This window comes from Alcanivorax sp. NBRC 101098, assembly GCF_001010505.1.
Classification (GTDB): Bacteria; Pseudomonadota; Gammaproteobacteria; order Pseudomonadales; family Alcanivoracaceae; genus Alcanivorax; species Alcanivorax borkumensis.
Map to the genome: position 1 here is coordinate 287,347 of NZ_AP014613.1, position 24,008 is coordinate 311,354.

Sequence of the window (24,008 nt, forward strand, 5' to 3'; positions counted from 1 at the left end):
TATGTCTCGACCCAATCGCGAATCATACCAGTGGCGGCTTAAAAGGTAAGCTGTCGAATTATGGCACATGTGTGCCGCTTAGCGTCGCGAGGGGGCAGCAAGCGGTAACAGTTCGCCGCTGTGCGCCCAGTATACTCGGGTGTGACTTGTGCTTGCGTTGTCATCTCGTCAGCGTGTGAGCGCTGCGCCGTCCCCATAGCAGGATCGGTAGCACAATCAGGCCCGTCACCAAGGTCCAGCGGGCCAGGGACCAGAAGCTGTTGGCCAGGGCTTCGCCGTGATGCCCCACCAGTGGGGCGAATGAGGCAATGGTAAGGCTGCCCAGCCCCGTTATTAGCAGCCAGTACAGCGCCAATGCCTGGGTCTGTTGGCGACGACGGAATAGGCTCCACAGGAAGGCCAGACCCAAGCCAAGCATTAGCAACCAGAGCACGCCGGCGGGGGCGATCAGCTGCAGGTTAGCGTGTTCGCTGGCCACTGATTTGAGCAGTGGCAGACAGGCAAACACTTTTAGTAGCAGGGTGGGCCCTAGTAGCATCGCCCACCATAGGTTGCCGCCTAGGCCTTGCGGGCCGGGTTGTTGGCGATAATGGATAGGATCAAAGCGCCAAGCGCGCTGTAGCAGGTTGGGCCAATGGCGTGGTGCTAGATGTTGGCTGAGCCCTTGGAAACGATCGCGCTGTTCTTCGATCAGCATAAGCATGGCGGGCACGACTAGCAGAATCAGCCCGGTGCCGAACAGTAGCCCGAACACCAGGCTCACCGCCATGGGTTTGAGAAACTGGGCTTGCAAGGAGCTTTCGAACAGAATCGGGGTGAGCCCGGCCACGGTGGTAATGGAGGTGAGCAACACTGCACGTAAACGGCGCACACAGGCTTCGGTGATTGCTTGGAAACGTTCCATGCCTTCCGCCACCAGTTGTTGGTAAAAGCTCACCAGAACAATGGAGTCGTTAACGATAATGCCGGACAGACCAAATAGTCCCATGGCCGAGAACATGGAAAATTTGATTCCAAACGGGGCGGTGAAAATATGCCCGATGACCGCACCGGTGAGGCCGAAGAAGATCGCTGTCATGATCGCTAGCGGCCAGGAATAGGAGCTGAACACCCAGGCCAGCACGATATAGATAATGGCTAGGCCAACCAGGGCGCCGGTGGCCAGATCTTGCAGGTTTTCGGCTTGTTCTTGCAGTTTGCCTTCGTAGCCAACGCCGATGCCATATCGGCTCTTCAGCTCCGGGAGAATGCCGTCGTTGAGTATGGCGATGATTTCGTTGGCGTTGCCCTGTTCCGGGTCTAGGTCTGCGTATACGGTCACTGCCAGCTCGCCGTTAACCCGGCGTAGCAGATCGACCCCCTTGCGGGCGTCAAAAGTGACAACGTCGCGCAGAGGAATGGCTTCACCCTGACTGGTGATGATCGGTAGGCGTTCAATGGCGCTGAAGCGGCGACGTTCGCTGTCGGGCAGCATCACACGCACTTCTACTTCGTCATCGTCTTCGTTGTAAAGTTGAGCCAAGCTGCCGTCGAAGGCCGCCCGTAGCTGGGTGGCTACCTCACTGAGAGTTAGTCCTAGGGCGCGGCCCTGGGCGGTCAGTTCGAATGTCAGTTGTTCCTTACCGTAGGGCAAGTCGTCATCCACGTTGCTGACGCCAGAGAATTCGTCTAGGCGTTCCTGCAAGGTGAGGGATGCTGCTTTCAGGGTGGCGGCATCACTGCCGGTGAGTTTCACCTCAATGGGTTTGCCTGGAGGGCCCGCTTGTGGCTGGGAGATAGTAAGACGATCCAAGCCCGCGGGCATGGAAAGTTTTTCACGCCAGGCCTGCATCAGTTCGTCGTTGGAGATTTCTCGATCCGAGCCGGTATAAACCTCGGCGACCAGAGTGCCGTATTCATCACCGAATTGGTCCTGTCGGCCACCGATATTGGCGAAGCCTGCGGCGGCGCCATGGTGTCTGATAATAGTGTGGACCAGATGCCCACCCAGTTCTTCGTTGGTCTCTTCCAGGGTGTGTTCCAGCTCGGCAAGGAAGGTGTTCACCTGTTGCTTGTCGGTACCGGAGGAAAATTCCACTACGGCACGCAACTGGTCGCCGTCCACCGGCGGGAAAAAAGTGAATTTGAGCCAACCGGTAGCCACCAGAGACAGTGCCATGATAAAGGCACATATGGCGGACACGCTGACCAGTTTGCGGTGTTTGATCGACCATTCTACCAAAGGGCGGAAGCGCTCATCACGGAAGCGGTTGAAGCCGACGTCGATACGTTCGCGCAGGCCGCTAGCCTTTACCTCTATACCGCGGAAGCTGTGGTGTAAGTGCCCGGGCAGAACCAGGAAGCATTCCATCAGTGAGGCAAGGATCACACAAATCATGACGAAGGGGATGTCGAAGGCAATTTTGCCCATGGCGCCGCCCATCATGCCCAGCGGCAGGAAGGCGGCAATGGTGGTCGTCGACGAGGCCACCACCGGCCAGAACATGCGCCGTGCGCCCCCCAGGGCCGCGCGCTGGGCGGATTCCCCTTGCTGCAGATGGGTGAGCGTGTCTTCGCCCACCACAATGGCGTCATCCACAATCAAGCCAAGAGCCAAAATCAGGCCGAATAGGCTGATCATGTTGATGGTGCCGCCGAACACCCAAAGGATGCCCAGGGTGGCCATGAACGACACAGGAATGCCCACGGTCACCCACCAGGCCACCCGGGCGTTGAGGAAGAAATAGAGGGTGAGAATGACCAGTATTAGTCCGGAGATGCCATTCCATAACAGGGTGGATATGCGCTCTTGTACGTGTTTCCAGGCTTCGAAGTAGAACGTCATTTTGACGCCCTGGGGCAGCGAGTGTTTGTGCTCTGCTCCCCAGGTGCGGACCTTTTCTGCCAGGTCGAGCATGTCGTCGTCTTCGCCGCGCATCACTTGTAGCTCAATGGCGGGGTTGCCTTCGAAGGTGAGCGTTGCTTGGTCATCCCGGGGACGTCGTTCGATGATGGCTACGTCGCCTAAGGTTAGCTGCTGGCCGTCGGCGGTGGTAATCAGAGGGAGTTCGGCAAACGTCTTTTCATCACGGCGTTGGCCCAGAGCACGCAGCTGCTTGGCGGCGTCGTCACGGCCCACTGTGCCGGCGGGGGTGTCTTGGCTGAAGCTACGTACTTTATCGCCGATTTGCCCGAGGGTCATGCCCAAGTCATGGAGGGTGCTGGTGGGTACCTGGATGGCCATTTCTTCTTCGGGAAGGCCGATGAATTCAACTTTGCCGACGCCTAGCGCCAGCAGTTCGTCTTCCATTTCCCGCACCAGTGGGCGGAGTTCTTCTCGGCTGCCGTTTTCTGTGGAGACTAGAATCGAGGTGACCGGTGAATAACGGGTGATTTTCTGGATTACCGGGCGTTCCGCATCTTGTGGCAGGTTGCGGATGGAGTCGATGCGTTGACGTACTTCGTCTAGGGCTAGGCCCAGGTCGCTGCCGTCTTCCAGTTCGATAAAGATAGCGCTGGCGCCTTGCTGGGAGCGGGCGATAAATTTACGGGTGTTGGGTAAGGTTTTTAGGGCCTGCTCAACGGGGATGGTGATGGAGCGCTGCACATCTTCCGGGCTGGCACCGCGCCAGGGGATGGTCACGGTGACATATTCAAAGTCGAAGTCGGGGAATAGCTGGGTGTTAAGCCGGGTTAGGCCTAGCACCCCGAGCATGATCATCAGCACCATCAGCAGATTGGAGGCAACTTTGTGTTCGGTAAAGCTGGCAATCAGGCCTCGCGACTCATTCACTGTCGCTGCCCTCGCTGTTCTGCTCTGTTGCGTTCACTGGGGGTGGGGGGCTCTCGCCACCTGTATCTAGACTGTTTTGGGTACTGGTATCGGCATTACTGCCGGGTACAGGCTGTGCGTCCACTGCTAGGCCGACGATGGCCTGGGGCAATTGGGTTGTCATAATGCGTTCGCCGCCTTGCAAAGCATCGGCACGCAGCAATAAACGGGGCTCTTCACTATCAATTGCTTCACCGACGATTTCAGCGGACACTCGCTGCAGGCGGTTATTACTGTCGATACGATAGAGTCGATCAAGCCCGTGCAGAGCAGTGGCAGGCAGGGCCAGCAGCTGCGGCTGCGCGGGGAGTGTCAGGGTAATGGTCAATGGACGGCCCAGGGCCGCGGTGGGTGCACCTTTGGCTCCGTCGCCGCTGAAGGCAAAAAGGCCATCGATACCACCGCGAGCGTCGGCGGCATCCCCGGCCAGCCGTTTCAGTTTGAGGGGCAAGGTATAGCCTTCCAGCTGGGTGCTGGCGGATAGGTCTCCGTCGATCAAACCTTTACGGACTGCGGGCAAATAGCGATCGGGAATCTGCGCGCGGACTTCCAGTTCGGTGTCTGCAAACAGTTTGATAAGGGGCTCGCCAGGGCGAACCCGCTCGCCGGGGGCCACACTTACCTGAGTCACGGTGCCATCGAAAGGGGCATTGACGGTGGTGCGGGCCAGATCAATTTGTGCCTGCTTAAATTGAGCTTCGGCGCTGGCTAGCCGGGCCTTCATGCGAGCGAGCTCATTACCAAAATCGCTGACACTGAGCTGGCGCAGGCTGAGTGACAGGTCTGCTCGTGCTTGCGCTTCTTCGGCTTGGTCTAACTGGGTCTGGGCTACCAGCTTACGCTCACGTAAGGTTCGGATACGCTCCAGATTGTCGGCGGCCAACTTGGCCAGTTTCTTTTCCAGCTCCAGATTATTTTTGTCACTTTGGTGGCGCAGTCGAGAGGTTTCTAGCTGGGCTGCGGCTTCGTCGCGGGCAGCCTTGGCGCGATCTCGGGCTAGGGCTGCCTCGGTATCGTCCAGTTGGATCAGTACTTGACCCTTCGAGACTCGATGGCCGGCACGTACGGGGATACTGTCTACATTAGCGGTGACCACAGCGGTCAGGCTGGCGGCTCGGGGGGATTGAACCCGTCCTAACAATTGAATTTGCGGAGAACGTGCCTGCGGATCGGCTAGCTCAAAGCGTACCCTGGCATTGTTGTCGGCCACGTCGCGAGTGGGGGCCGAGGGCTTGAGTACGGCAAGTAAAATAATCGCTAGAACGGTGCCCAGAATAACGCGGGCAACCGGGGGAGTTCGTTTCAGGCGGTCTCGCAAGGGAATTCCTTTATCGATAATAATTCTCAGCCAGGTATTTTAGCGTTTTCTTATAAGAGTTCCTAATTCGCGGCCTCTACCTTCATCGTTGGCAATGTTTTTATACAATCTCTTCGTGTCATTTTCTTGCACGTTCGGGCCACAAAGCGTAAATCAGGGGCAGTGAAACCTTCGGAGGCGCCGTGAGCGAACAACAAGACAAGATTCTAGTCGTGGATGACGATGCGCGACTGCGCAGCCTGTTGCAACGTTTTCTTGAAGAGGCGGGCTATACGGTGAAGGCCGTGGGGGATGCCGAGCAGATGGACCGAGCCTTGTCTCGTGAGCTGTATTCTCTAATGGTCTTGGATTTAATGCTACCGGGAGAGGACGGATTGTCCATATGCCGGCGTCTGCGCGAAGCTGAAAATATCATGCCGATCATTATGCTCACCGCCAAGGGCGATGATGCAGAGCGCATTGAGGGGCTCGATGCCGGGGCCGATGACTATCTGCCTAAGCCGTTCAACCCCAAGGAGCTGGATGCCCGTATCCGTGCGGTTTTGCGTCGGCATGTGCGAGAGTTGCCCGGTGCACCGAGTAAGGAAGAAGGGTCGGTGACGTTTGGCCCTTGGCTGCTTGATCTGGGCAACCGCACGCTAACCCGTGACGGTGACCCACAGAGCTTGACCACGGGTGAATTCGCCGTGCTTAAGGCGCTGTTGCAGAACCCTCGTGAGCCGCTGACTCGGGACAAACTGATGAGCTTGGCCCGTGGCCGTGAGTGGTCTGCTATGGAGCGCTCCATTGACGTGCAGGTATCACGCTTGCGCCGCCTACTGGAAGACGATCCTTCTAAGCCCCGCTACATCCAGACCGTATGGGGTGTGGGGTATGTATTTGTACCTGATTGAACGTGCCGGACCTTGACGCCGGAGGCCTGACGCTTAAAGTCGGAGGGTCTTTTTTTGTCTGGCGTTCAGCGTCTAGCTTCTGGCGGTTTATCAATGACACTCTATCCCCGTACTGCCTTTGTCCGCTCCGCTGTTGTGGTGGGGCTGGTAATTGGTATTAGTCAGGCGTTGACGCTGTTGTTCTTCGCCCGTAATGCCTACCTGCCTGGCATTCGTGAATATGCTCGCCTGACAGTTTTGCAGGCAGAGTTGACCTTTGATACCCCGCGGGCATTAGCGGATCAGGACCTGGCCGATCGGCTGGGCCGTGCCTCTGGTATTACGGTGGCCATTCCAGAAGAACTGCACGATGGCATCATGCTGCTGTCGCGTCCGGTGGTGGGGCGTTTTCAGGAAGAGCTGGAAAGTATGCTCGAAGAGCCTGTGACGGTGCGACTGGGGGACAGCCGCCAACCTGTTCTGTGGGTCAATGCGCCGTCGTTTGGCAAGCAGTGGGTGCGCGTGCCTATGGCGTTCTTCCGGGATTACGATCGCTACCTGTTGTTGGGCTGGGGGGTGACGGTGCCGTTACTCGCGATTATCGGTGGCTTGCTGATTGCCAGGGGGCTGAATTTACCGTTGCGCCGGCTGGCCAAAGTGGCTCTGAAAGTGGGGCGTGGAGAAGCGGTGCCAGTATTGGATACCACCACTGGGACGGAAGAGATTCAGGCGGTAAATAGCGCCTTTAACCGAATGGCCCGTGATTTACAGCATGCCCAGCGAGATCGAGCATTGTTGTTGGCCGGGGTGTCCCATGATTTGCGTACGCCACTCACGCGCCTGCGTTTATCCGCAGAATTCATGCAGGACGAAGAGTTGGCAAAAGGCATTATCGAGGACATTGAGGATATGGACGCGATCCTGGATCAGTTTATTTCCTTTATCCGTGACGGTGCCGATGAGCAGCCGGATTTTGAGAATTTGAATGACTTGATTCAGGAAGTGGCCGGTAAGTATTCGCCGGAACAATTGCGGTTTGAACTAGAAGACTTACCCCGGCTTATGCTCAAGCGCCTAACCATAAAGCGGATGCTGGCTAATCTGGTGGGCAATGCGTTTAAGTACGGCGCCTCACCAGTAGAGGTGCGCACCGCTGTTGCCGAGAACAAGGTGCTATTAACGGTGCGTGATCATGGCCGCGGTGTCCGCGAAGAGGATATCCCGTTGCTGCTGCAACCATTTTCCCGAGGTGAAAAGGCTCGCACCTTGAGTGGCAGTGGTTTGGGCCTTGCCATCGTGAAACGGATTGTGGATATGCACCACGGTGAAATCCGTTTAGCCAACCATCCTCATGGTGGACTATTGGTTGAAGTGCGGTTTCCGGTAACCGGAAAGTTTGTGCAACCGGAACCCTTGTCTGCGGGCGTGAGATAAGGAGCCTTGTTACCTGCTAACCACAGATGCCTTTATTGATTGAGTCATCAAAGGTGCGGGGAGCTCGGCTTGGCGCTGAGAGCAGTGATGATGACCTTCCTTCAGGGACCCTCCTGCCAGAAATACAGTCGCTGGCCGATGGCCAAAGCTATTCTTACCTACCTAGGTGCCTAGCGCATCGGACGCGTTATGGTTGGGCCAGCCTCGATTAGTCAGTCTCGCTGAATGCACTAAGCAGGGTTAGTACCTCTTGGTCTGGGAAGCCGTCGGCGACCATACCGTTGGCTTGCTGGAAACGGCCGATGGCCTTGCGGGTGCTTGGGCCCATCAGGCCATCTTCTTCACCCGCATCGAAGCCTTTTTCGTTCAGGGTGTGCTGTACCCGGGTAACTTGTTCTCGGGTTAGGCGTGGGGCAGGTACCGGTGCTTGGGCCAGCTCGCCGCCACCGGCGATGCGGTCAGCTAGCCGCCCCACGGCAATGGCGTAAGACTCTGAGCGGTTCCAGCCCATGATCACGCGGAAATTCTGGTAGGCAAGGAAAGCCGGGCCATTATGGCCGGAAGGCACAATCACAGCGGCCTGCATGTCTGCCTGTGGCAACGGTTGGCCATTGGGCATGGTGATGCCCATGTCAGCCCAGTCGCTCAGAGAGCGCTGGTGGCTGAACCCGGTGAGTTGGTAGTCGAAGGATTTAGGTAGGCGCACTTCACGCCCCCAGCGTTGTTCGCGTTCCCAGCCGAGTCCTTGCAGAAAATTGGCGGCTGAAGCCAGCGCGTCATCGGTGGACTTCCACAAATTGCGTTTTCCGTCACCATCATGGTCCACCGCGTAGCGTAGGAATACCGCGGGCATGAATTGGGTCTGGCCCATGGCGCCTGCCCAGGAGCCTTCCATTTGCTTGGCTTCAGCGTCGCCGGCCTGAATGATACGCAGGGCATTGAATAGCTCGCCGGAGAAATACTCTCCACGCCGGCCTTCGCAGGCCAGGGTGCTCAGGGAATCCAGCACCGGAATGCTGCCAAGGAATCCGCCATAGTTGGTTTCCAAGCCCCAAAAAGCCACCAAGTAATGGCCGGGAACACCGTATTCACGGGCCAGCTCTTGCAGTAGGGGTTGTTGCTCCCGGTATTTCTTGCGGCCGGTTTCAATGCGCGTTTCGCTCACCCGGCGGGTGTAATAATCGGAAAAACTGCTGGTGAATTCCGGCTGGCTGCGGTCCAGTTCAATGACCCGCTCGTTCAGCTTTACGGTATTTAAGCTACGGCTTATCACCTGGGCGGGGATGCCTTCCTCATGGGCCTGGGCGCGTAATTGGGCCATGCATTGTTCAAACTCGGCCTTATCCAGGGCATAGCTGGCATGGCTGGCGAGCAGAGTGCTACCGGCAAACAGGGTGGCGCGAATCGAGGGCATGAGGTCTCCACCGTCATAGGGAATCGGTCAGGATAATGCGTCACAAAGCATAACGCTGTTGCTGCTCAGTTGTGGCAACAAAACTGAAAAAAGAGGAAAAACGGTTTCTTGACGGTGCGCTCTCGCCGCAATGACAGCGGCAAATAAAAGGTGCAGACTTTTGTTTTCGCCACGGCTTCAAGCAAGGAGGGCCTGTGAAGCATCAGTATGCTGTGATCGGTTTGGGCAGTTTTGGTTCGACCATTGCGCAGGAGCTTACCCGCTTGGGCCATGATGTGATGGGGGTGGATATCGATGGGGAACGGGTGGAGTGTTATGCCGACAAATTGTCACAGACTCTGATTGCCGACGGTACCAATGACAAGGTGATTGCCGAGCTGGAGATGACGGCTTTTGATGCGGTTGTGGTGGCCATTGGTGAGAACCTGGAGGCCAGCATTCTTACTACTTTAGCGTTAAAAAGTGCGGAGGTGGAGCAGGTGTGGGTGAAAGCGATCAGCGAGCCTCACCACCGGATCTTGTCGCGGCTGGGCGCCAACCGGATCATTCATCCTGAGCATGAAATGGGTATTCGGGTTGCCCAGACTATCGTTCACCCGGAAATGCTCGACTATATCTCCTTAGGGAATGACTGGTTGGTGGTTGAGGTCAAGGTGGATAAGCGATTTGCGGGCAAGGCCGCGTCTGAATTGCCTTTGGGCGATGATGAGCTGCGCTTGGCGCTAGTCAAGCGAGGGACCCAGGTCTGGCAGTCGCCCTTTGAAGACTTACTGTTGCAAGAGAGGGATCAGTTGGTGCTGATGGGCACATTGAACGACCTGCTGCGGTTTTCTAAAGCGCAATGAGGCCCTGGTTCGCTCGCCGGCTCGGGGCGCCCCGTTCCCATACCCACAAGCCTCTAGTGTCACCGCCAGCGGCGCTGGCCGGCAGTTTTCTTCTGTTGATTGTGCTGGGCTCTTTGTTGCTTAAGTTGCCCATGGCGACCCATTCCCCGATTAGTTGGTTGCAGGCGATGTTCACGGCTACTTCGGCGGTGACGGTAACCGGCCTGTCGGTGGTGGAGGTGGGCGGACAATTCACTCTGTTCGGGAAGTGGGTGTTGTTACTGCTGATCGAGGCGGGTGGCATTGGCATTATGACCTTCGCGGCGGCCACTTTGCTGGCCATTGGGCACCGCTTAGGTATTGGCGAGCAGCAGCTCATTCGTGATTGCATGAATTATAGCCGGGTCAGTGATATTGCTTGGCTAATCCGCCGGATTCTGGTCGTGGTTGTGGTGGTGCAGGCGGTGGGCATGGCGTTGCTGATGTGCATCTGGGTGCCTGCGCTGGGCTGGGGAGAAGGGACCTTTCACAGCCTTTTCTATACGGTGTCGGCCTTCAATAATGCCGGCTTTGGCCTTAGTGCCGATAGCCTCACCAGCTGGGGCGGCCACTGGGGTATTGTGCTGGTCATTACCGCCATGATTATTGTCGGGGGGCTGGGCTTTACGGTGCTGGCGGATTTCGGCAAAGGCTGGCGCTGGCGAGGGTTATCGTTGCACAGCAAGCTGATGTTGGTGGGTACAGCGGTGCTGTTGTCGGTAACGTTAGTGTTTTTCATGCTAGCTGAGTGGAATAACCCAGGCACCCTGGGGGGCATGAGCCTCAGCGACAAACTGGCAGCCTCTTGGTTTCATGCGGTAACCCCTCGTACTGCCGGGTTTAATGTGGTGGATGTGCGTGCGTTGTTATTGCCGACCAGTTTGCTTTATCTGCTGCTGATGTTTATCGGTGCGGGCACCAATTCCACCGGTAGCGGGATCAAGGTCACTACCTTTATGGTCTTGTTGTTGGCTACCCGTGCTTTTTTGCGTGGCCGCCCCCTGCCAGTGATTTTTGGCCGGCAGATTTCTTCCACCTTAGTATATAAATCCCTGGCGATTACCTTTATTGGCTGCGGGGTATTGTTCGCGGCCTTGATGGCGTTGTCGGTCACCGATGCGCAATTGGGATTCGAGAATCTTGTGTTCGAAGTGGTGTCTGCCTTTGGCACAGTGGGGTTATCACGGGGTATTACCGATGAGCTGTCTTCCGCGGGCCAGTGGGTGATTATGCTGGTGATGTTTGTGGGGCGGATCGGTCCGTTGACCCTGTCATTTCTGTTGACGCGCCCCCGCCAACCGGTGGTGCGTTATCCGGAGGGCGAGGTTTACATTGGTTAGCGCGCGTCTACAAATGTATTCCGACGCTTTATTGGGCGGGTAGATCAATCTGCTGACGTTTTACCCGAATAGCGCTGCTTCGCGCTACGATTTCCATGCTCCGTGCCTCGCAATGGGCGCGGGTGAAAGCGGCCCCGAACAGCAGGATCATGGAGGAGAAATATACCCACATCAGCAGTACCACCAGAGAGCCGGCAGCGCCGTAAGTAGACGCCGTGGCGGTATGGGCTAGGTACAAGCCGATTAGCGCGCGGCCCACAGAAAACAGAATGGCGGTGATCAGGGCCGCTGGCATTACTGCTTTCCAATTTAGCACTACATCGGGCAGTACTCTGAACATGGTGCCAAACAGCAGACCGATGACCACAAGTGAAACCGTCATTTCAAAGATCACCACCACACTACTATGAATCGGTAGCCAGCCCTCCGCGTAGACGATGATCGCCTGCACCACTACGTTCAGAAGGAGCGAAACCAGCAGTACAAAACCCAGAGAAACGACCACGGTGAGAGACAAAAGCCGACTTTTGATCAAGGCCGCAATGGTGTTGCGTGACGGTCGCGGCATTACCTCCCAGATGGCATTCATGGAGCGCTGCATCTGGGCAAAGACTGTGGTGGCACCAATGACCATTACTAGTAAGCTGAGCAAGCCGGCGAGCAAACCTTGGCGGGGCGTTTGAGTGTTGGCGATGGCGTTGCGCACTTCGTTGGCCGCTTCCGGGCCAATGGTGGCTTCCAATTGACCGAGAATTTCTGCCATTGCGGCATCGCTGGTCATCACCAAGGAGATGACTTTTACCGCCAGAATGATTACTGGGGCGAGAGAAAACAGGGTAAAGAAAGCCAATGAGCCGGCATAGCTTACGGCGTTACCCTCCAGCCACAGGGTTACACTGCGTTTGAGAATACTGAACCAATACAGGAAAGAGTCTTTCATCGGGCTACTATCGTCCATGAAGTTGCTAGCAGTGCTAGTGTAGCGGGGGAGGCTTAGACGTTGAAAGTCTTGGATTCAATAGCGCGGGAATGGGGTTCCTCCAAGTGGGTTGGTGATGGATGCTGCGAGAAGCATGAGTCGCCGTCCCACTGTTTTAGACACGGCGACTACATGGCTGTTGAAGCGATCACGCTTAGACTCCGTAATGGAGTGAGCGTATTGCTTGCGGGGTCCTTTAATGCAGCTTTAGCCTAGGGCGTACCAGCTTGTTAAAGCGCCCGGCAATTAACAGCATGATGGTACGTGGCCAGCCGTAAAGCGCGGCTTGGTGCATGCGATACAGACTGATATACATCATTCGGGCGAGCCAGCCTTCCACAAAGAAGTTACCGCCCTTCAGGTTGCCCATCAGCATGCCCACCGAGCTGTAATTGGACAGCGATACTAGAGAGCCGTGGTCCTTGTACTCGAAGGGCTTCGGGTCGCGGTCCATTAGCAGCCGTTGCAGGCTGCGGGCAGTGTGCTGCGCCATTTGCTGGGCGGATTGGGCCCGTGGCGGGATCGGGCGTTCCGAGCCTTCTGGGATCAAGAATGCCGCATCACCGATGACGAAAATATTTTTTTGGCCCTTGGCTTGCAGCGTCGGCTCGACTTCTACCTGATTAATACGGTTGGTGCTGAGGCCGTCGATTTGGCTCAGCCATTTTGGACATTTTACCCCGGCAGCCCAGACCAGTAGGTCTGCCTTGATTGGATCGCCGTCTTTAGGCACCAAGGCTTCGGGGGTTGCTTCGGCGATCATGACGCCAGTGCGCACCTTTACTCCCAGGCCTTCCAATCGTTTGGTGGCGGTGGCGGACACTCGCTCGCTAAGCACCGGCAGAATGCGCGGTGCGGCTTCGATGATATCCACTTGCAAGTGTTTTCGATCTAGGTGCTCGTGGCCGTAGAAGTTGAGCATGCTCACGGCATGATGAAGTTCTGCGGCCAGTTCCACCCCGGTGGCTCCGCCGCCGACAATCGCTACAGAAATCGGTTTGTTTTCATAGTTGGCATGCAGGGAAGCGTTAAGGAACCGTTCGCGAAAGCGCTCTGCTTGGCCCCGGCTGTCCATGAACAGGCAGTTGTCACGAACGCCGGGGGTGCCGAAATCGTTGCTCTGGCTGCCGGTGGCCAGCACCAGATAGTCGTAACTCAGTTGGCGTTCCGGTAGGACTTCGCTGCCGTGGGCATCGTACAGTGGTGCCAGGGTCAGGGTCTGGCCGGTGGTGTCCATCTGAGTCATGGTGCCGGGTTCAAACCGGTAGTGGTTGAGTTGAGCGTGGGCGCGGTAATCCACGGCGTCCAGATCGGCATCAATGGCGCCAGTGGCCACTTCGTGAAAACGGGGCTTCCAAACGTGGATGCTGGACGAGTCCACTAGGGTGATATCGGCATTGCCATATTTGCCGAGCTTTGCGCCGAGTTTGGTTGCCAGCGGAAGACCGCCGGCACCACCGCCGACAACAACAATTTTGGGTTTGCTCATTGGGGCTCCTGTCAGGCTGTCGACCTTTGGGGGAGAGGCCGTCAGTCAATCATATTCATGGGTGCGGGAACAGGGTTAATGAGACGGGCCCTTGTGGGGCGTCATTCTGCCTTGCGCGGCAGAACGGATGCTGAGTTCAGGCTGGGTGGTAGGCCGCTTCTGAACCGGAGGCTTTCCTTGCGTCTTCCCATACGTGCGGGTCTGCTCGTCGGGCGACAACGAAAAAGCCCGCCGGTGGCGGGCTTTTTCGTGGATGCTCGCGGCTTAGGCCTTGGGGCCGGCCGCGCGAATTTCGTCGGACACATCTGCGTACTTGTCAGCGAAGTTCTTCTGGAACTGTTCTGCCAGGTCGCGGGCGCGTGCTTCGTAGTTCTCCGGATTAGCCCAGGTGTTCTTGGGCTGCAGCAGATTGCTGTCGACACCGGTAACGGCTTTGGGCACGTCCAGGTTGATGATGTCCAAGTGCTCAGTTTCGGCGGTGTCCAGTTCGCCGGACAGGATTGCGTTAACCACGCCACGGGTCGTGGGGATGCTAAAACGCTCGCCTTCGCCGTAAGGGCCGCCGGTCCAGCCGGTGTTCACCAGGTATACCTGGGAGCCGAATTCTGCCATGCGTTTGATCAGCAGCTCGGCGTATTCGCCGGCACGACGTGGGAAGAAGGGGGCGCCGAAGCACGTGGAGAAGGTGCTTTTGATGCCGCCGCCGGACCCCATTTCTGTGGAGCCGACCAGGGCGGTGTAGCCGCTCAGGAAGTGGTAGGCTGCGGCTTCTTTGGACAGTTTTGATACGGGCGGCAGGACGCCAGTCAGGTCGCAGGTCAGGAAGATGATGTGCTTGGGTTCGCCCGCGCGGTTTTCTTCGACTTTCTTGTCGATGTTTTCCAGCGGATAGGCAGCACGGGTATTCTGGGTCAGGGACACATCGGCGTAATCAGCGGTGCGGGTTTCGTCATTGATGATGACGTTCTCCAGTACCGCGCCGAACTTGATGGCGTCCCAGATCACCGGCTCGTTCTTTTGGCTCAAATCAATACACTTGGCGTAGCAGCCGCCTTCGATGTTGAAGACCACATCTTTGCCCCAGCCGTGCTCGTCGTCACCAATCAGATAACGGGCAGGGTCTGCGGACAGGGTGGTTTTGCCTGTGCCAGACAGGCCGAAGAACAGAGCCACATCGCCGTCTTCGCCGACGTTGGCAGAGCAGTGCATGGGCAGCACGTCTTTTTCCGGCAGTAGGAAGTTCTGCACGGAGAACATGGCTTTTTTCATTTCACCGGCGTAGCGCATGCCGGCAATCAGAATTTTGCGCTGGGCGAAGTTAAGAATAACGCAGCCGTCGGAGTTGGTACCGTCACGCTCCGGGTCACACTGGAAGTGCGAGGCATGCAGGATCTGCCATTCTTCCTTGTTGCGGGCGTTGTACTTCTCCGGGCGGATGAACATAGTGTTGGCGAACAGGTTGTGCCACGCGGTTTGCGCGGTCACTTTCACGGCCAGGTAATGATCAGCGTCAGCGCCGACGTGCAGGTGGGAAACAAAAGCGTCGCTTTCTGCAACGGCCGCGGTCACACGGTCCCACAAGGCGTCGAATTTATCACTGTCGATGGGACGGTTAATGGCGCCCCAGTGGATGTGTTCGCTGGTGCTTGGCTCGTCAACGATGTAACGGTCCATCGGTGAGCGGCCGGTGCGATGACCGGTTTCCACTACCAGGGCGCCGTTGTCGGCCAGGCGGCCTTCGTTACGCTGAACAGCCAGCTCTACCAGCTGGGCCGGGCTGAGATCGTTATAAACAATTGGATCTGTCATGGTTATTCCTGGGCTTGTGGCCGTGCGGTTGCAACGGGTATGGCCGCGCAACCTTTAAGTTCGCATTGCGGATACACAGTGCCGGTCTCGTGCCCGGATCAAAGACCGGACAAGACCAATAAGGGACCAGTAGTGGCGCCACTGATCAGCACAGGCGCGCGATTATGCCAGAAAAGGGAATCAGTGGCGATTCCCCTTCGGACTGTGCGGTCACGGCTGCAGGGCCACCCTTTTAATGCGTCAAGGCACGCGACGCAGGGAAAGGGTGCAGGAAAAGATGGGAGGCAAATGCGGTGTCGCCTGCTATTTGCCTCTGGCTGTCGAGGCCAGGAATCGCGGGTTTGCTATTCTTGGTATTCCTATCGGCTTTCTCGGAGCATTTCCGCCAGGTCCACGGCATCAAAATGTTCCTGATGGCGACAGAAGTCGCAGGTCAGCGTGACTTCCCCGTCTTCCTCCAGTAATTGCTGTAATTCCTGATTGCCAAGGGAAATGAGTGCATTTCGGTTGCGTTCCCGGGAGCAGGTGCAGCCAAAGCGCAGAGGTTGGGCGTCGGGCAACTGGGGTGGGGTGTCGTGAAACAGCCGGCGCAGGATGGTTTGGTCATCCAGGTTTAGTAGCTCTTCCATTTGCAGGGTGCTCGCCAGCGCCTCTAAGTGTTCCCACATCTGGGTGTTGCCGTCGGTGGTGGACAGCTGGTTGGGCAGGCGCTGCAGCAGCAGGCCCGCCGCGCGATTGTTGCCGCTGGCCAGCCACAGCCGGGTGGGCAGTTGTTCGGATTGTTGGAAGTATCCCTGCAGGCATTGGGCAAGAGTGTCGCCGCTGAGCGGTACGATGCCTTGATACTGGCGCCCCTGATCGGGGGTGATGGTGATTACCATGGTGCCTTCACCGATCAAGGTTTGAATGTCGCCGTGGCTCCAGTCTTGACCGTCGCTGTGGCGGGCTAGGGCACGCAGCTCGCCATCATGGCTGCATTCGGCCAGTAGCAGAGACACCGGCCCCTTGCCTTGGGCTTGCAGGGCGAGCCGGCCCTTAAATTTGAGAGTGCTGGCCAGCAACGCCACAGCGGCCACGGCTTCGCCGATCAACCCCTGCACCGGCAGTGGGTAGTTTTGCCCTTCTATAATACGGCTAATGCTACTTTCCAGTTGAACCAGCTCACCACGAATGTCGGAGTCGGGGAAAAGAAAGCGCTGTTTGTGGTCTTGCATTATGAGGTCCTGAGGTTGGGCTGTTGCGGTAAATTCAGCGCGAAAAAGCAGTTATTCCAGATTGTCTCGTTTGAAGCGCTGGATATCCCGACGTTCCTTTTTGCTGGGTTTGTGGTCCGGTGCAGCGGCTGCGGCTCGGGCCAGTTTGCGCTGTTCACTGTTCATTTCCCGTTTGGCCACGCTTTCGGTGGTTTCCTCATAAAGTGTCTGGGCCACCTTTGCCGGGCCACGTTTGTTGCTCAGACCGCGGACGACCACCTCGAAATGCTCAGTGCCTTTGCTGATGGTCACTGTCTGGCCGGATTGCACTGCCTTGCTGGCTTTGGTCCGGTTGCCGTCGATATGGATCTTGCCGCCTTCAATGGCGTTTTTGGCCAAGGTGCGGGTCTTGAAGAACCGTGCGGCCCAGAGCCAGGAGTCTATACGTACGCTTTCCATCGCTTTCTCCAGAGTTGGCCGTTAGGGCAGCACGGTCAGGAAATCATCAATGGCCGGGAACGGGGCCGTATCCGAACGTTTTGGCAGACTGGAATCCGGGTGGAGGATGCTCACCGGCTGCCCAATACCGTATTTCCGAGCGCTGTGCAGGACCGGCAAGGAGTCGTCCACCAGCAGGGCGCGGTCTCGCTCGAAAGGGAGGTGTCGTTGCAGGTGCTGCCAAAATGACTGGGCTTCTTTGGGGTGACCGTAATCATGGCTGGAGACCAATTCGTCAAAATATTGATCAATGCCGGTGCGCGCAATTTTCAGGTGTAAGGCATCGCGGTGAGCATTGGTCACCATGATGACTTGCTTGTCTGATGCCTTAAGCTTCTGTAGAAACGTTTCCGCGCCAGGCCGCACGGAAATGCGGTCGCCAGCCGCCCTTTTCAAGTGGGCAATTTCCAGCCCCAGCTCGGCGGTCCAGAAATCCAGGCAGTACCAGTTCAGGGTGCCTTGGTGGCTGGTGATCCAGTCGTGGATGATGCGGTTGGCCTCGACCTGCTCTAAGCCCCGTTGCTGGGCGTAGCAGTTGGGTACATGTTGTTGCCAGAACCAGTTATCAAACTGCAGGTCCAGCAGTGTGCCGTCCATATCCAGCAGCACGGTGTCCACGGATTGCCAGTCAATCATGAATTTCCTGCGTGTTCGGGTTAGTCTTGCCTTGGTGAGTAGGCTCAGAGGTAATTATGGATGAGAAACCGGAGATTCTCGACACCCGGCTGATAGCAAAGAGCCGCCTGTTCGGAATTGAAGAGTTACACCTGCGGTTTACCAACGGAGTGGAACGCACCTACGAGCGCTTGCGCACGCCGCCGATCGCGGGGGTGATGATGGTGCCGTTACTGGATGACGATACCGTGGTGATGATCCGTGAATATGGCGCCGGTACGGAAAGCTATGAGTTGACTCTGCCTAAGGGTGCCTATGAACACGGTGAAGATTGGCGCGATGCGGCTAACCGGGAATTAAAGGAAGAGGCGGGTTACGGCGCGCGGCGTATGAGCCTGATGAAGGAGCTGACCTTGTCCCCCGGGTACATGGGGCACCGCATTAAAGTCGTGTTGGCTGAAGACCTTTATGAGGAATCGCTTCCCGGTGATGAGCCGGAAGAGCTAGAAGTGGTGACCTGGAAATTATCGGAACTGGATCGCTTGATTGAGCGCGATGATGTGACCGAGGCGAGAGTGATCGCTGCGTTGTTGATGACCAAGCGGTTGTTGGAGAAAAGATAGTTCAACACGTCTCTGAATTAATCACAGGAAAATGGAAATGACGGATTTAAATGCCCTGCTGGGTCCGCTTGGTGAGATTGCCCGTGCCGCGGGACAGGCGATTCTTGAGGTTTACGAGCGCGATGATCTGGGTGTGGAAACTAAGGATGACAAGTCGCCGATTACCGAGGCAGATTTGGCAGCCCACAAAATTATTGAAGCTCGGTTGCAGGCGCTGACGCCGGATATTCCGGTTTTCTCTGAAGAGTCAGGGGGGATTGCTTATGCGGACCGTAAGGACTGGCCGCGTTTCTGGCTGGTAGATCCGCTGGATGGCACCAAGGAATTCATTAAGCGTAACGGTGAGTTCACCGTCAATATTGCGCTGGTGGAGGGCGATACTCCGGTGCTGGGGGTGGTGCACGTGCCGGTAACGGCTGTGACCTATATGGGCGGAAAGGGCGTGGGCGCCTTTAAAGAACATAACGGTGAGCGCCAAGCCATTGAGTGCCGTGCGCGCACCACGCCGGTGGTGATGGTGGCCAGCCGTAGCCATGGTGGTGAGGCTGTGGAAAAACTGGAAGCTTTTATACGAGAAGAGATCGGGGAAGTGGAGCGCGCTTCCATGGGATCCTCTCTCAAACTGTGTCTGGTGGCGGAAGGCAGTGCGGATATTTACCCGCGCCTTGCGCCTACCAGCGAGTGGGATACGGCTGCGGCCCACGCGGTGGTTGCCGCCGCCGGGGGGGTGGTAGTGAACACCGACTTTGCGCCCTTGCAGTACAACAAAGAGGACATTCTTAATCCGTTCTTTCTGGTGTTGGGGCAAAGTATTGAACAATGGCGCTTTATCGCTCCGGCCTTGAACGGTTGATGGGCGTGAGCCCCTCTCCGGCACGGGGTTCAGAGTGTCCTGCGCTTTCATTATTAGTGTTAGCAGGCCAAACAAGGAGTTTCCCATGAGTGCAATGCGTGAATTACGTTTCGTTAGTGACGGGCAATCCTGCCGGGGCGATCTGTATTTGCCTGAAGGCGAGGGGCCTTTTCTGACAGTGGTCATGGGCCACGGTTTTGGGCTTACCAAGGAATGCGGGTTGGCACCGTTTCGCGACGCTTTTGTACAGGCCGGTTATGCCGTGTTCCTATTCGATTACCGCCATTTTGGTGAAAGCGAAGGAATGCCCCGCCAGGTGTTGTTGCCCTATCGGGAGGTGGCTGATTGGCAGGCGGCGCTGGCCTGTGTGCGCAAGCTAGATGAAGTGGATAACCAGCGCATCGTTTTGTGGGGTACCTCCTTTGGTGGTGGTTTGGTCACTGTGGTGGCGGCCCGGGAGGCGGTGGCGGGTATTATTGCGCAGTGTCCGATGATGGACGGCATGGCGTCAGTGTTGGAGGTGATTCGTTATGCGGGTGTGGGGCAGGCGTTGAAGATGACCGGTATTGGTCTGTGGGACCTGGCCAGCAGTGCATTGGGGCTGGGGCCTAAAATGTTGCCCTCGGCAGGGCGCCCCGGTGAGCTGGCCGCTATGTCCAGCGACGACGCCTATGATGGGTACACCGCGTTGATGCCGGCCCACGTGCCTAACGAGGTGGCCGGGCGGGTTGCGCTGGCGCTGCCGCTATTTCGGCCTGTGGCCCAGGCCAGTAAGGTCACTTGCCCGGCGCTGATCCTTATTTGCGAAACCGATACGGTGGCGCCGGCATCGGCGGCAGAAAAAGCGGCTGCAGCGATGGCTCGAGCCAGCGTGAAACGTTATCCGGTGGGACATTTTGATGTCTACCAAGGCGAGGCCCGGGAGATCAGCCTGGCGGATCAGTTGGCGTTTTTGCGGGATGTTGAAAGCTAAAAGTTAAAATGGCGTTGTAACGGGCGGCTCAATGAAAGCAGAACCGTTGTCTGATCCAGTGACAGCGGATTGGCATACATGCTCGCGCGGGTGACCCTCCGAGCAGACCCCAGTTGGCGGAGGCCGGACCCTCACGGCTCAAGCCGATCAGTGCTGAACAGGAAACGGGAATCTGGAGCTAATCTATGGCGCCGCCTGAAAGCCCTTAGGTCTTGAGCGTGAGCTATTAGCTGCGCCGGGTTGTGAGTGCTGGGCGTGGTGGGGTGCCCGGAATACGCGGCTAAGGGCAACCTGATTTAGGCCTGCAAGCAGAATGACCTAAAATGAGGCGCCGGGCGCGATTAAAACCTAGGCCCTGGTATCGGGCTGAATGGTGACTCAAGCCCAATGTTTATAACGGTTACAGCGAGATGGCCGTCTTTAGCGGCGCTTTCCTTCGGCGCTAAAGCCAATTAACGGCCCGTTTGGGCCTTTTCTCATACCCTCTAGTGCGGCTATTCTGTCCGCCATTAAAACGTGCCATTGATCGATGTCAATGTTTGCGCTGAGAGAATCGGGCAGCCTGAGAGGCTGGAGGTAAAGTATATGTCTAATAAACACGTTGATGTATTGATCGTTGGCGCCGGCCTTTCCGGCATTGGTGCGGCTTGCCATTTGACTCGCAAGGCGCCGAATCGCACCTATGCGATCCTGGAGCGCCGCGAACGCATCGGTGGCACCTGGGATCTGTTCAAGTATCCCGGTATCCGTTCTGATTCCGATATGTTCACACTAGGCTACAACTTTCGCCCTTGGACCGAACCTAAGGTGTTGGCGGACGGCAACTCTATTCGCCAGTACGTGGAAGACACTGCGGAAGAGTACGATGTGAAAAAACATATACGCTTTGGTCGCAAGGTGATCAAGGCGAATTGGTCCAGTGCCGATAACCACTGGGCGGTGGAAACCACCAACGAGAAAACCGGTGAGCAAGAAACCTTTACCGCTAACTTCCTGTTCTCATGCGGTGGTTACTATAACTATGACGAAGGCTATAAGCCGGACTTCCCCGGTGAGAAAGACTTTAAAGGCCAAGTCATTCATCCTCAGCACTGGCCGGAGAATTTGGACTATAAAGGCAAGAAAGTGGTGGTGATTGGTTCCGGCGCTACCGCCGTAACGCTGGTGCCTGCAATGGCTAAAGAAGGTGCCAAAGTCACCATGTTGCAGCGCTCGCCAACCTATATCGCCACCGTGCCGGAAGTGGATCAAATCTCGGTGGGCATGCGCCGGTTTATGCCGGAGATGATGGTTTACCGGTTAACCCGTGCGCGTAATATTGGTCTTCAGCGTATGGTGTTTAAATTGTCCACACAGCGCCCCAAGCTGGTTCGCCGTGCGCTGTTGGCTGCGGCCAAACGACAGCTAGGTGATGACGTGGATATGGCGCATTTCCGGCCCCATTATAACCCTTGGGACGAGCGTCTGTGTGCAGTGCCCAACGGCGATTTGTTCAAGACCGTGCGCAATGGCGATGCTGAGATTGTGACCGATCACATCGAACGTTTCACTGAAACAGGGATCTTGCTCAAGTCTGGCAAGGAGTTGGATGCGGATATCATTATTACTGCGACGGGGCTGAACCTTCAGATGCTTGGGGGGGTAAAAAGCACCATTGATGGTAAGCCGGTGGAGCCACGCGAATCGCTGGTTTACAAGGGCATGATGTTGCGGGACGTGCCGAATATGGCGCTAGTGTTTGGTTACACTAACTCGTCTTGGACTCTGAAAGCCGACTTGGTCTGCGAGTATGTTTGCCGCTTGCTAAACCATATGGAAAAAACCGGTGCCCAGACAGTGATTCCCCGTGACAAGGATAATTGCATTACCGACGATAACTTCCTCGGCATGCAATCGGGTTACATTCAGCGTGCCAATGATCGGCTGCCGCGCCAGGGTTCAAAGGAGCCGTGGAAGGTGGTGCAGAATTATATGGTTGATTTGCCCAAGCTGCGTTTGGGCGCCATTGATGACGGGTTCCTTGAGTTCGATAACTATCAGCCGGTGAAAAAGAAAGGGCTGGTGGCGTCGTTGTTGGGTGCTTGAGCTGAAAGCTGAAAAAAAGCGCCATTTACGGTGCTGTTACCCTAGTAGGCATGGACAGCGGGCCTAGCTAGGGCCAGCACTAAAAAGGCCGCATCCTGAAAAAGGGTGCGGCCTTTTTAGTGCTGTTATCTGTTAATGAGGGCAGAGCTTATGGCGAATAATCGCCAGGCTTTAGCGCCTCTTTTAACGTTTAACTATTTCCAAGGTAAAGCATTAATCCGTTGGCGTGCGGCTGAGTATTCTCGCTTCAGGCGGTCGACCAGATCTGCTGCTGGGCCTATTTTCTTCACCGCACCGATACCCTGACCGCTACCCCAGATGTCTTTCCAGGCTTTGGAGCTGCCATCGCCGAAGTCCATTTTTGACGGATCGCTTTCCGGTAGGTTCTCCGGATCCAGACCCGCGGCTTCGATGGACCCGCGCAGGTAGTTACCGTGCACGCCAGTGAATAGGTTGGAATAAACAATGTCGCTGGCGCCGCTGTCCACAATGGCTTGTTTGTAGCGCTCATCCGCATTCGCTTCATCGGTGGCAATAAAGGCGGAGCCGATATAGCCCAAGTCTGCGCCCATGGCCTGAGCAGCGAGAACGGCGTCCCCGGTGGCGATCGCACCGGAGAGCAGCAGTGGCCCGTCGAACCACTCACGAATTTCCTGCACCAGGGCCAGCGGGGAGAGGGTGCCTGCATGGCCGCCCGCGCCAGCGGCCACAGCGATCAGGCCATCAGCACCTTTCTCTATGGCTTTTTTGGCGAAGAAGTTATTGATGATGTCGTGGAATACCAGTCCGCCATAACTATGAATGGCTTCGTTCACATCCACTCGTGCGCCCAGTGAGGTTATTACGATAGGCACCTTGTACTTCACACATAGCTCCAGATCATGCTCCAGCCGATTGTTGGATCTGTGCACAATCTGGTTTACCGCGAATGGGGCCGCAGGCTTGTCAGGGTTGGCCTGGTTCCAGGCATCGAGCTCTTCGGTAATGCGCTTGAGCCATACTTCCAGCTCTTCTGCGGGACGAGCGTTCAGGGCGGGAAAAGAGCCGACAATGCCGGCTTTGCACTGGGCGATCACCAGCTCCGGGTTGGACACAATGAACATGGGGGATGCCACAACGGGTAGCTGCAGGCTGTTTTGCAGGGAGGCAGGTAGGGCCATGGGAACTCCTCATCTCACAAGGTGAGCGCCACCGAAAAAAGTGGGACGCTTTCAGGAGCATAATAGTGCGGTATACATGTGGCGATGTCAGCACCGAAAACGACAATCTGTGGGTTGATGTGGACGTGAATGAGGGCGGATGCGGCTTGCGAACCTCAGGCGTCAGGCGTTCGGCGCCGCAATGCATTGAGCAGGCGGCTGGGTAAGCCCGCGGAGCGTAGCAACGGGCGGGCGTGCATCAGTGTTTCATGGATATCGGTTACATGCCCGCTCAATTCGTCTACATGATTGGTAATGCCGTCAACACGTACTGATAAGTCTGCTACCTGGCCGGGGAGGGCGTCCATGCGTTCGATGATGCGCATGATGCGGTGGGCCATAATCATGTATTCCAGTGCCGCGCGGATCACCGCCACCATTACCACAAAGGCAAGTGGTGCAATAACGGCGGCAATAATGCCGGCCAGCGTAGAGAACCAAAAGCACAAGCCAACTACGCTAACGACCACAATCAGTGCGCCAGCAATCAGCAGAAGATAGAACAGCGGCATCAGCTGCATGGTCAGATAGCGGTTGAAACGCCAATCCGCCAGGTTGGGAATACGAGGGGGCGGCCCAGGTGGTGGCGTTTCCGACTTGGGTGTCTGCATGGTGCCTCCTGATTTTATTATTATTTATG

19 protein-coding genes are annotated in these 24,008 nt (G+C 56.7%); 8 read left to right on the forward strand and 11 right to left on the reverse strand.

Features of this window, described 5'->3' with window-relative positions; genetic code table 11:
• Positions 1-160: 160 nt before the first annotated feature.
• Positions 161-3,772 (reverse strand): efflux RND transporter permease subunit, encoded by a 3,612-nt coding sequence (locus AS19_RS01355; RefSeq protein ID WP_011587562.1) that lies wholly within the window; start codon positions 3,770-3,772, stop codon positions 161-163.
• The gene (locus AS19_RS01360; RefSeq protein WP_011587563.1) at positions 3,765-5,129 is read right to left on the reverse strand and encodes an efflux RND transporter periplasmic adaptor subunit; all 1,365 of its coding nucleotides are present in this window, start codon (positions 5,127-5,129) and stop codon (positions 3,765-3,767) included. The genes AS19_RS01355 and AS19_RS01360 overlap by 8 nt, the downstream gene beginning before the upstream one ends.
• Positions 5,130-5,311: 182 nt before the next feature.
• On the opposite strand from AS19_RS01360, the gene ompR reads away from it, so the two are divergent.
• Both ompR and AS19_RS01370 read left to right on the forward strand, forming a co-directional pair.
• Positions 5,312-6,022, forward strand: coding sequence for a two-component system response regulator OmpR (gene ompR, locus AS19_RS01365; RefSeq protein ID WP_011587564.1), 711 nt, complete (start codon positions 5,312-5,314; stop codon positions 6,020-6,022).
• Positions 6,023-6,115: 93 nt separating this feature from the next.
• Positions 6,116-7,435, forward strand: a complete 1,320-nt coding sequence (locus AS19_RS01370) for an ATP-binding protein (RefSeq protein ID WP_011587565.1) — start codon at positions 6,116-6,118, stop codon at positions 7,433-7,435.
• 208 nt (positions 7,436-7,643) lie between these two features.
• Here AS19_RS01370 and AS19_RS01375 read toward each other — a convergent pair whose 3' ends face one another.
• Positions 7,644-8,849 (reverse strand): lytic murein transglycosylase, encoded by a 1,206-nt coding sequence (locus tag AS19_RS01375; protein WP_011587566.1) that lies wholly within the window; start codon positions 8,847-8,849, stop codon positions 7,644-7,646.
• Between the two features lie 194 nt (positions 8,850-9,043).
• On the opposite strand from AS19_RS01375, the gene AS19_RS01380 reads away from it, so the two are divergent.
• A complete protein-coding gene (locus AS19_RS01380) occupies positions 9,044-9,694 on the forward strand; it encodes a TrkA family potassium uptake protein (RefSeq protein ID WP_011587567.1) in 651 nt (216 codons plus the stop codon).
• Between the two features lie 56 nt (positions 9,695-9,750).
• The gene (locus AS19_RS01385) at positions 9,751-11,052 is read left to right on the forward strand and encodes a TrkH family potassium uptake protein (RefSeq protein WP_231483371.1); all 1,302 of its coding nucleotides are present in this window, start codon (positions 9,751-9,753) and stop codon (positions 11,050-11,052) included.
• A 28-nt stretch (positions 11,053-11,080) separates the two neighbouring features.
• Here the strand turns inward: AS19_RS01385 and AS19_RS01390 are convergent, their stop codons facing one another.
• The 6 genes from AS19_RS01390 to yrfG all read right to left on the reverse strand — a co-directional run bounded on the left by AS19_RS01390 (position 11,081) and on the right by yrfG (position 17,656).
• Complete coding sequence (locus AS19_RS01390; RefSeq protein ID WP_011587569.1) at positions 11,081-12,010, reverse strand: YihY/virulence factor BrkB family protein; 930 nt, start codon at positions 12,008-12,010, stop codon at positions 11,081-11,083.
• A 217-nt stretch (positions 12,011-12,227) separates the two neighbouring features.
• The gene (locus tag AS19_RS01395) at positions 12,228-13,520 is read right to left on the reverse strand and encodes an NAD(P)/FAD-dependent oxidoreductase (protein ID WP_046961631.1); all 1,293 of its coding nucleotides are present in this window, start codon (positions 13,518-13,520) and stop codon (positions 12,228-12,230) included.
• Positions 13,521-13,784: 264 nt separating this feature from the next.
• Positions 13,785-15,329: a phosphoenolpyruvate carboxykinase gene (locus AS19_RS01400; protein WP_046961632.1), complete on the reverse strand. Its 1,545-nt coding sequence runs from the start codon at positions 15,327-15,329 to the stop codon at positions 13,785-13,787.
• 359 nt (positions 15,330-15,688) lie between these two features.
• A complete protein-coding gene (hslO, locus tag AS19_RS01405; RefSeq protein ID WP_011587572.1) occupies positions 15,689-16,543 on the reverse strand; it encodes an Hsp33 family molecular chaperone HslO in 855 nt (284 codons plus the stop codon).
• A 51-nt stretch (positions 16,544-16,594) separates the two neighbouring features.
• On the reverse strand, positions 16,595-16,981 hold the full coding sequence (locus AS19_RS01410; RefSeq protein ID WP_011587573.1) for an RNA-binding S4 domain-containing protein: 387 nt from the start codon (positions 16,979-16,981) through the stop codon (positions 16,595-16,597).
• Positions 16,982-17,002: 21 nt separating this feature from the next.
• Complete coding sequence (gene yrfG, locus AS19_RS01415; RefSeq protein WP_011587574.1) at positions 17,003-17,656, reverse strand: GMP/IMP nucleotidase; 654 nt, start codon at positions 17,654-17,656, stop codon at positions 17,003-17,005.
• A gap of 56 nt (positions 17,657-17,712) precedes the next feature.
• Between yrfG and nudE the strand changes: the two genes are divergently transcribed.
• The 4 genes from nudE (at position 17,713) to AS19_RS01435 (ending at position 22,169) form a co-directional block, all read left to right on the forward strand.
• Positions 17,713-18,258 (forward strand): ADP compounds hydrolase NudE, encoded by a 546-nt coding sequence (nudE, locus tag AS19_RS01420; RefSeq protein WP_035458952.1) that lies wholly within the window; start codon positions 17,713-17,715, stop codon positions 18,256-18,258.
• Between the two features lie 37 nt (positions 18,259-18,295).
• A complete protein-coding gene (gene cysQ / locus AS19_RS01425) occupies positions 18,296-19,111 on the forward strand; it encodes a 3'(2'),5'-bisphosphate nucleotidase CysQ (RefSeq protein ID WP_035458950.1) in 816 nt (271 codons plus the stop codon).
• A gap of 85 nt (positions 19,112-19,196) precedes the next feature.
• Entirely contained in the window at positions 19,197-20,084 is an 888-nt protein-coding gene (locus AS19_RS01430) for an alpha/beta hydrolase (protein ID WP_046961633.1), read from the forward strand.
• 585 nt (positions 20,085-20,669) lie between these two features.
• Entirely contained in the window at positions 20,670-22,169 is a 1,500-nt protein-coding gene (locus tag AS19_RS01435; RefSeq protein WP_011587578.1) for an NAD(P)/FAD-dependent oxidoreductase, read from the forward strand.
• Positions 22,170-22,363: 194 nt separating this feature from the next.
• On the opposite strand, the gene AS19_RS01440 is transcribed toward AS19_RS01435, so the two are convergent.
• Together AS19_RS01440 and AS19_RS01445 are read right to left on the reverse strand one after the other, a co-directional pair.
• The gene (locus AS19_RS01440; RefSeq protein ID WP_011587579.1) at positions 22,364-23,329 is read right to left on the reverse strand and encodes a nitronate monooxygenase family protein; all 966 of its coding nucleotides are present in this window, start codon (positions 23,327-23,329) and stop codon (positions 22,364-22,366) included.
• 155 nt (positions 23,330-23,484) lie between these two features.
• On the reverse strand, positions 23,485-23,979 hold the full coding sequence (locus AS19_RS01445; RefSeq protein WP_011587580.1) for a DUF4282 domain-containing protein: 495 nt from the start codon (positions 23,977-23,979) through the stop codon (positions 23,485-23,487).
• Between the last annotated feature and the right edge of the window lie 29 nt (positions 23,980-24,008).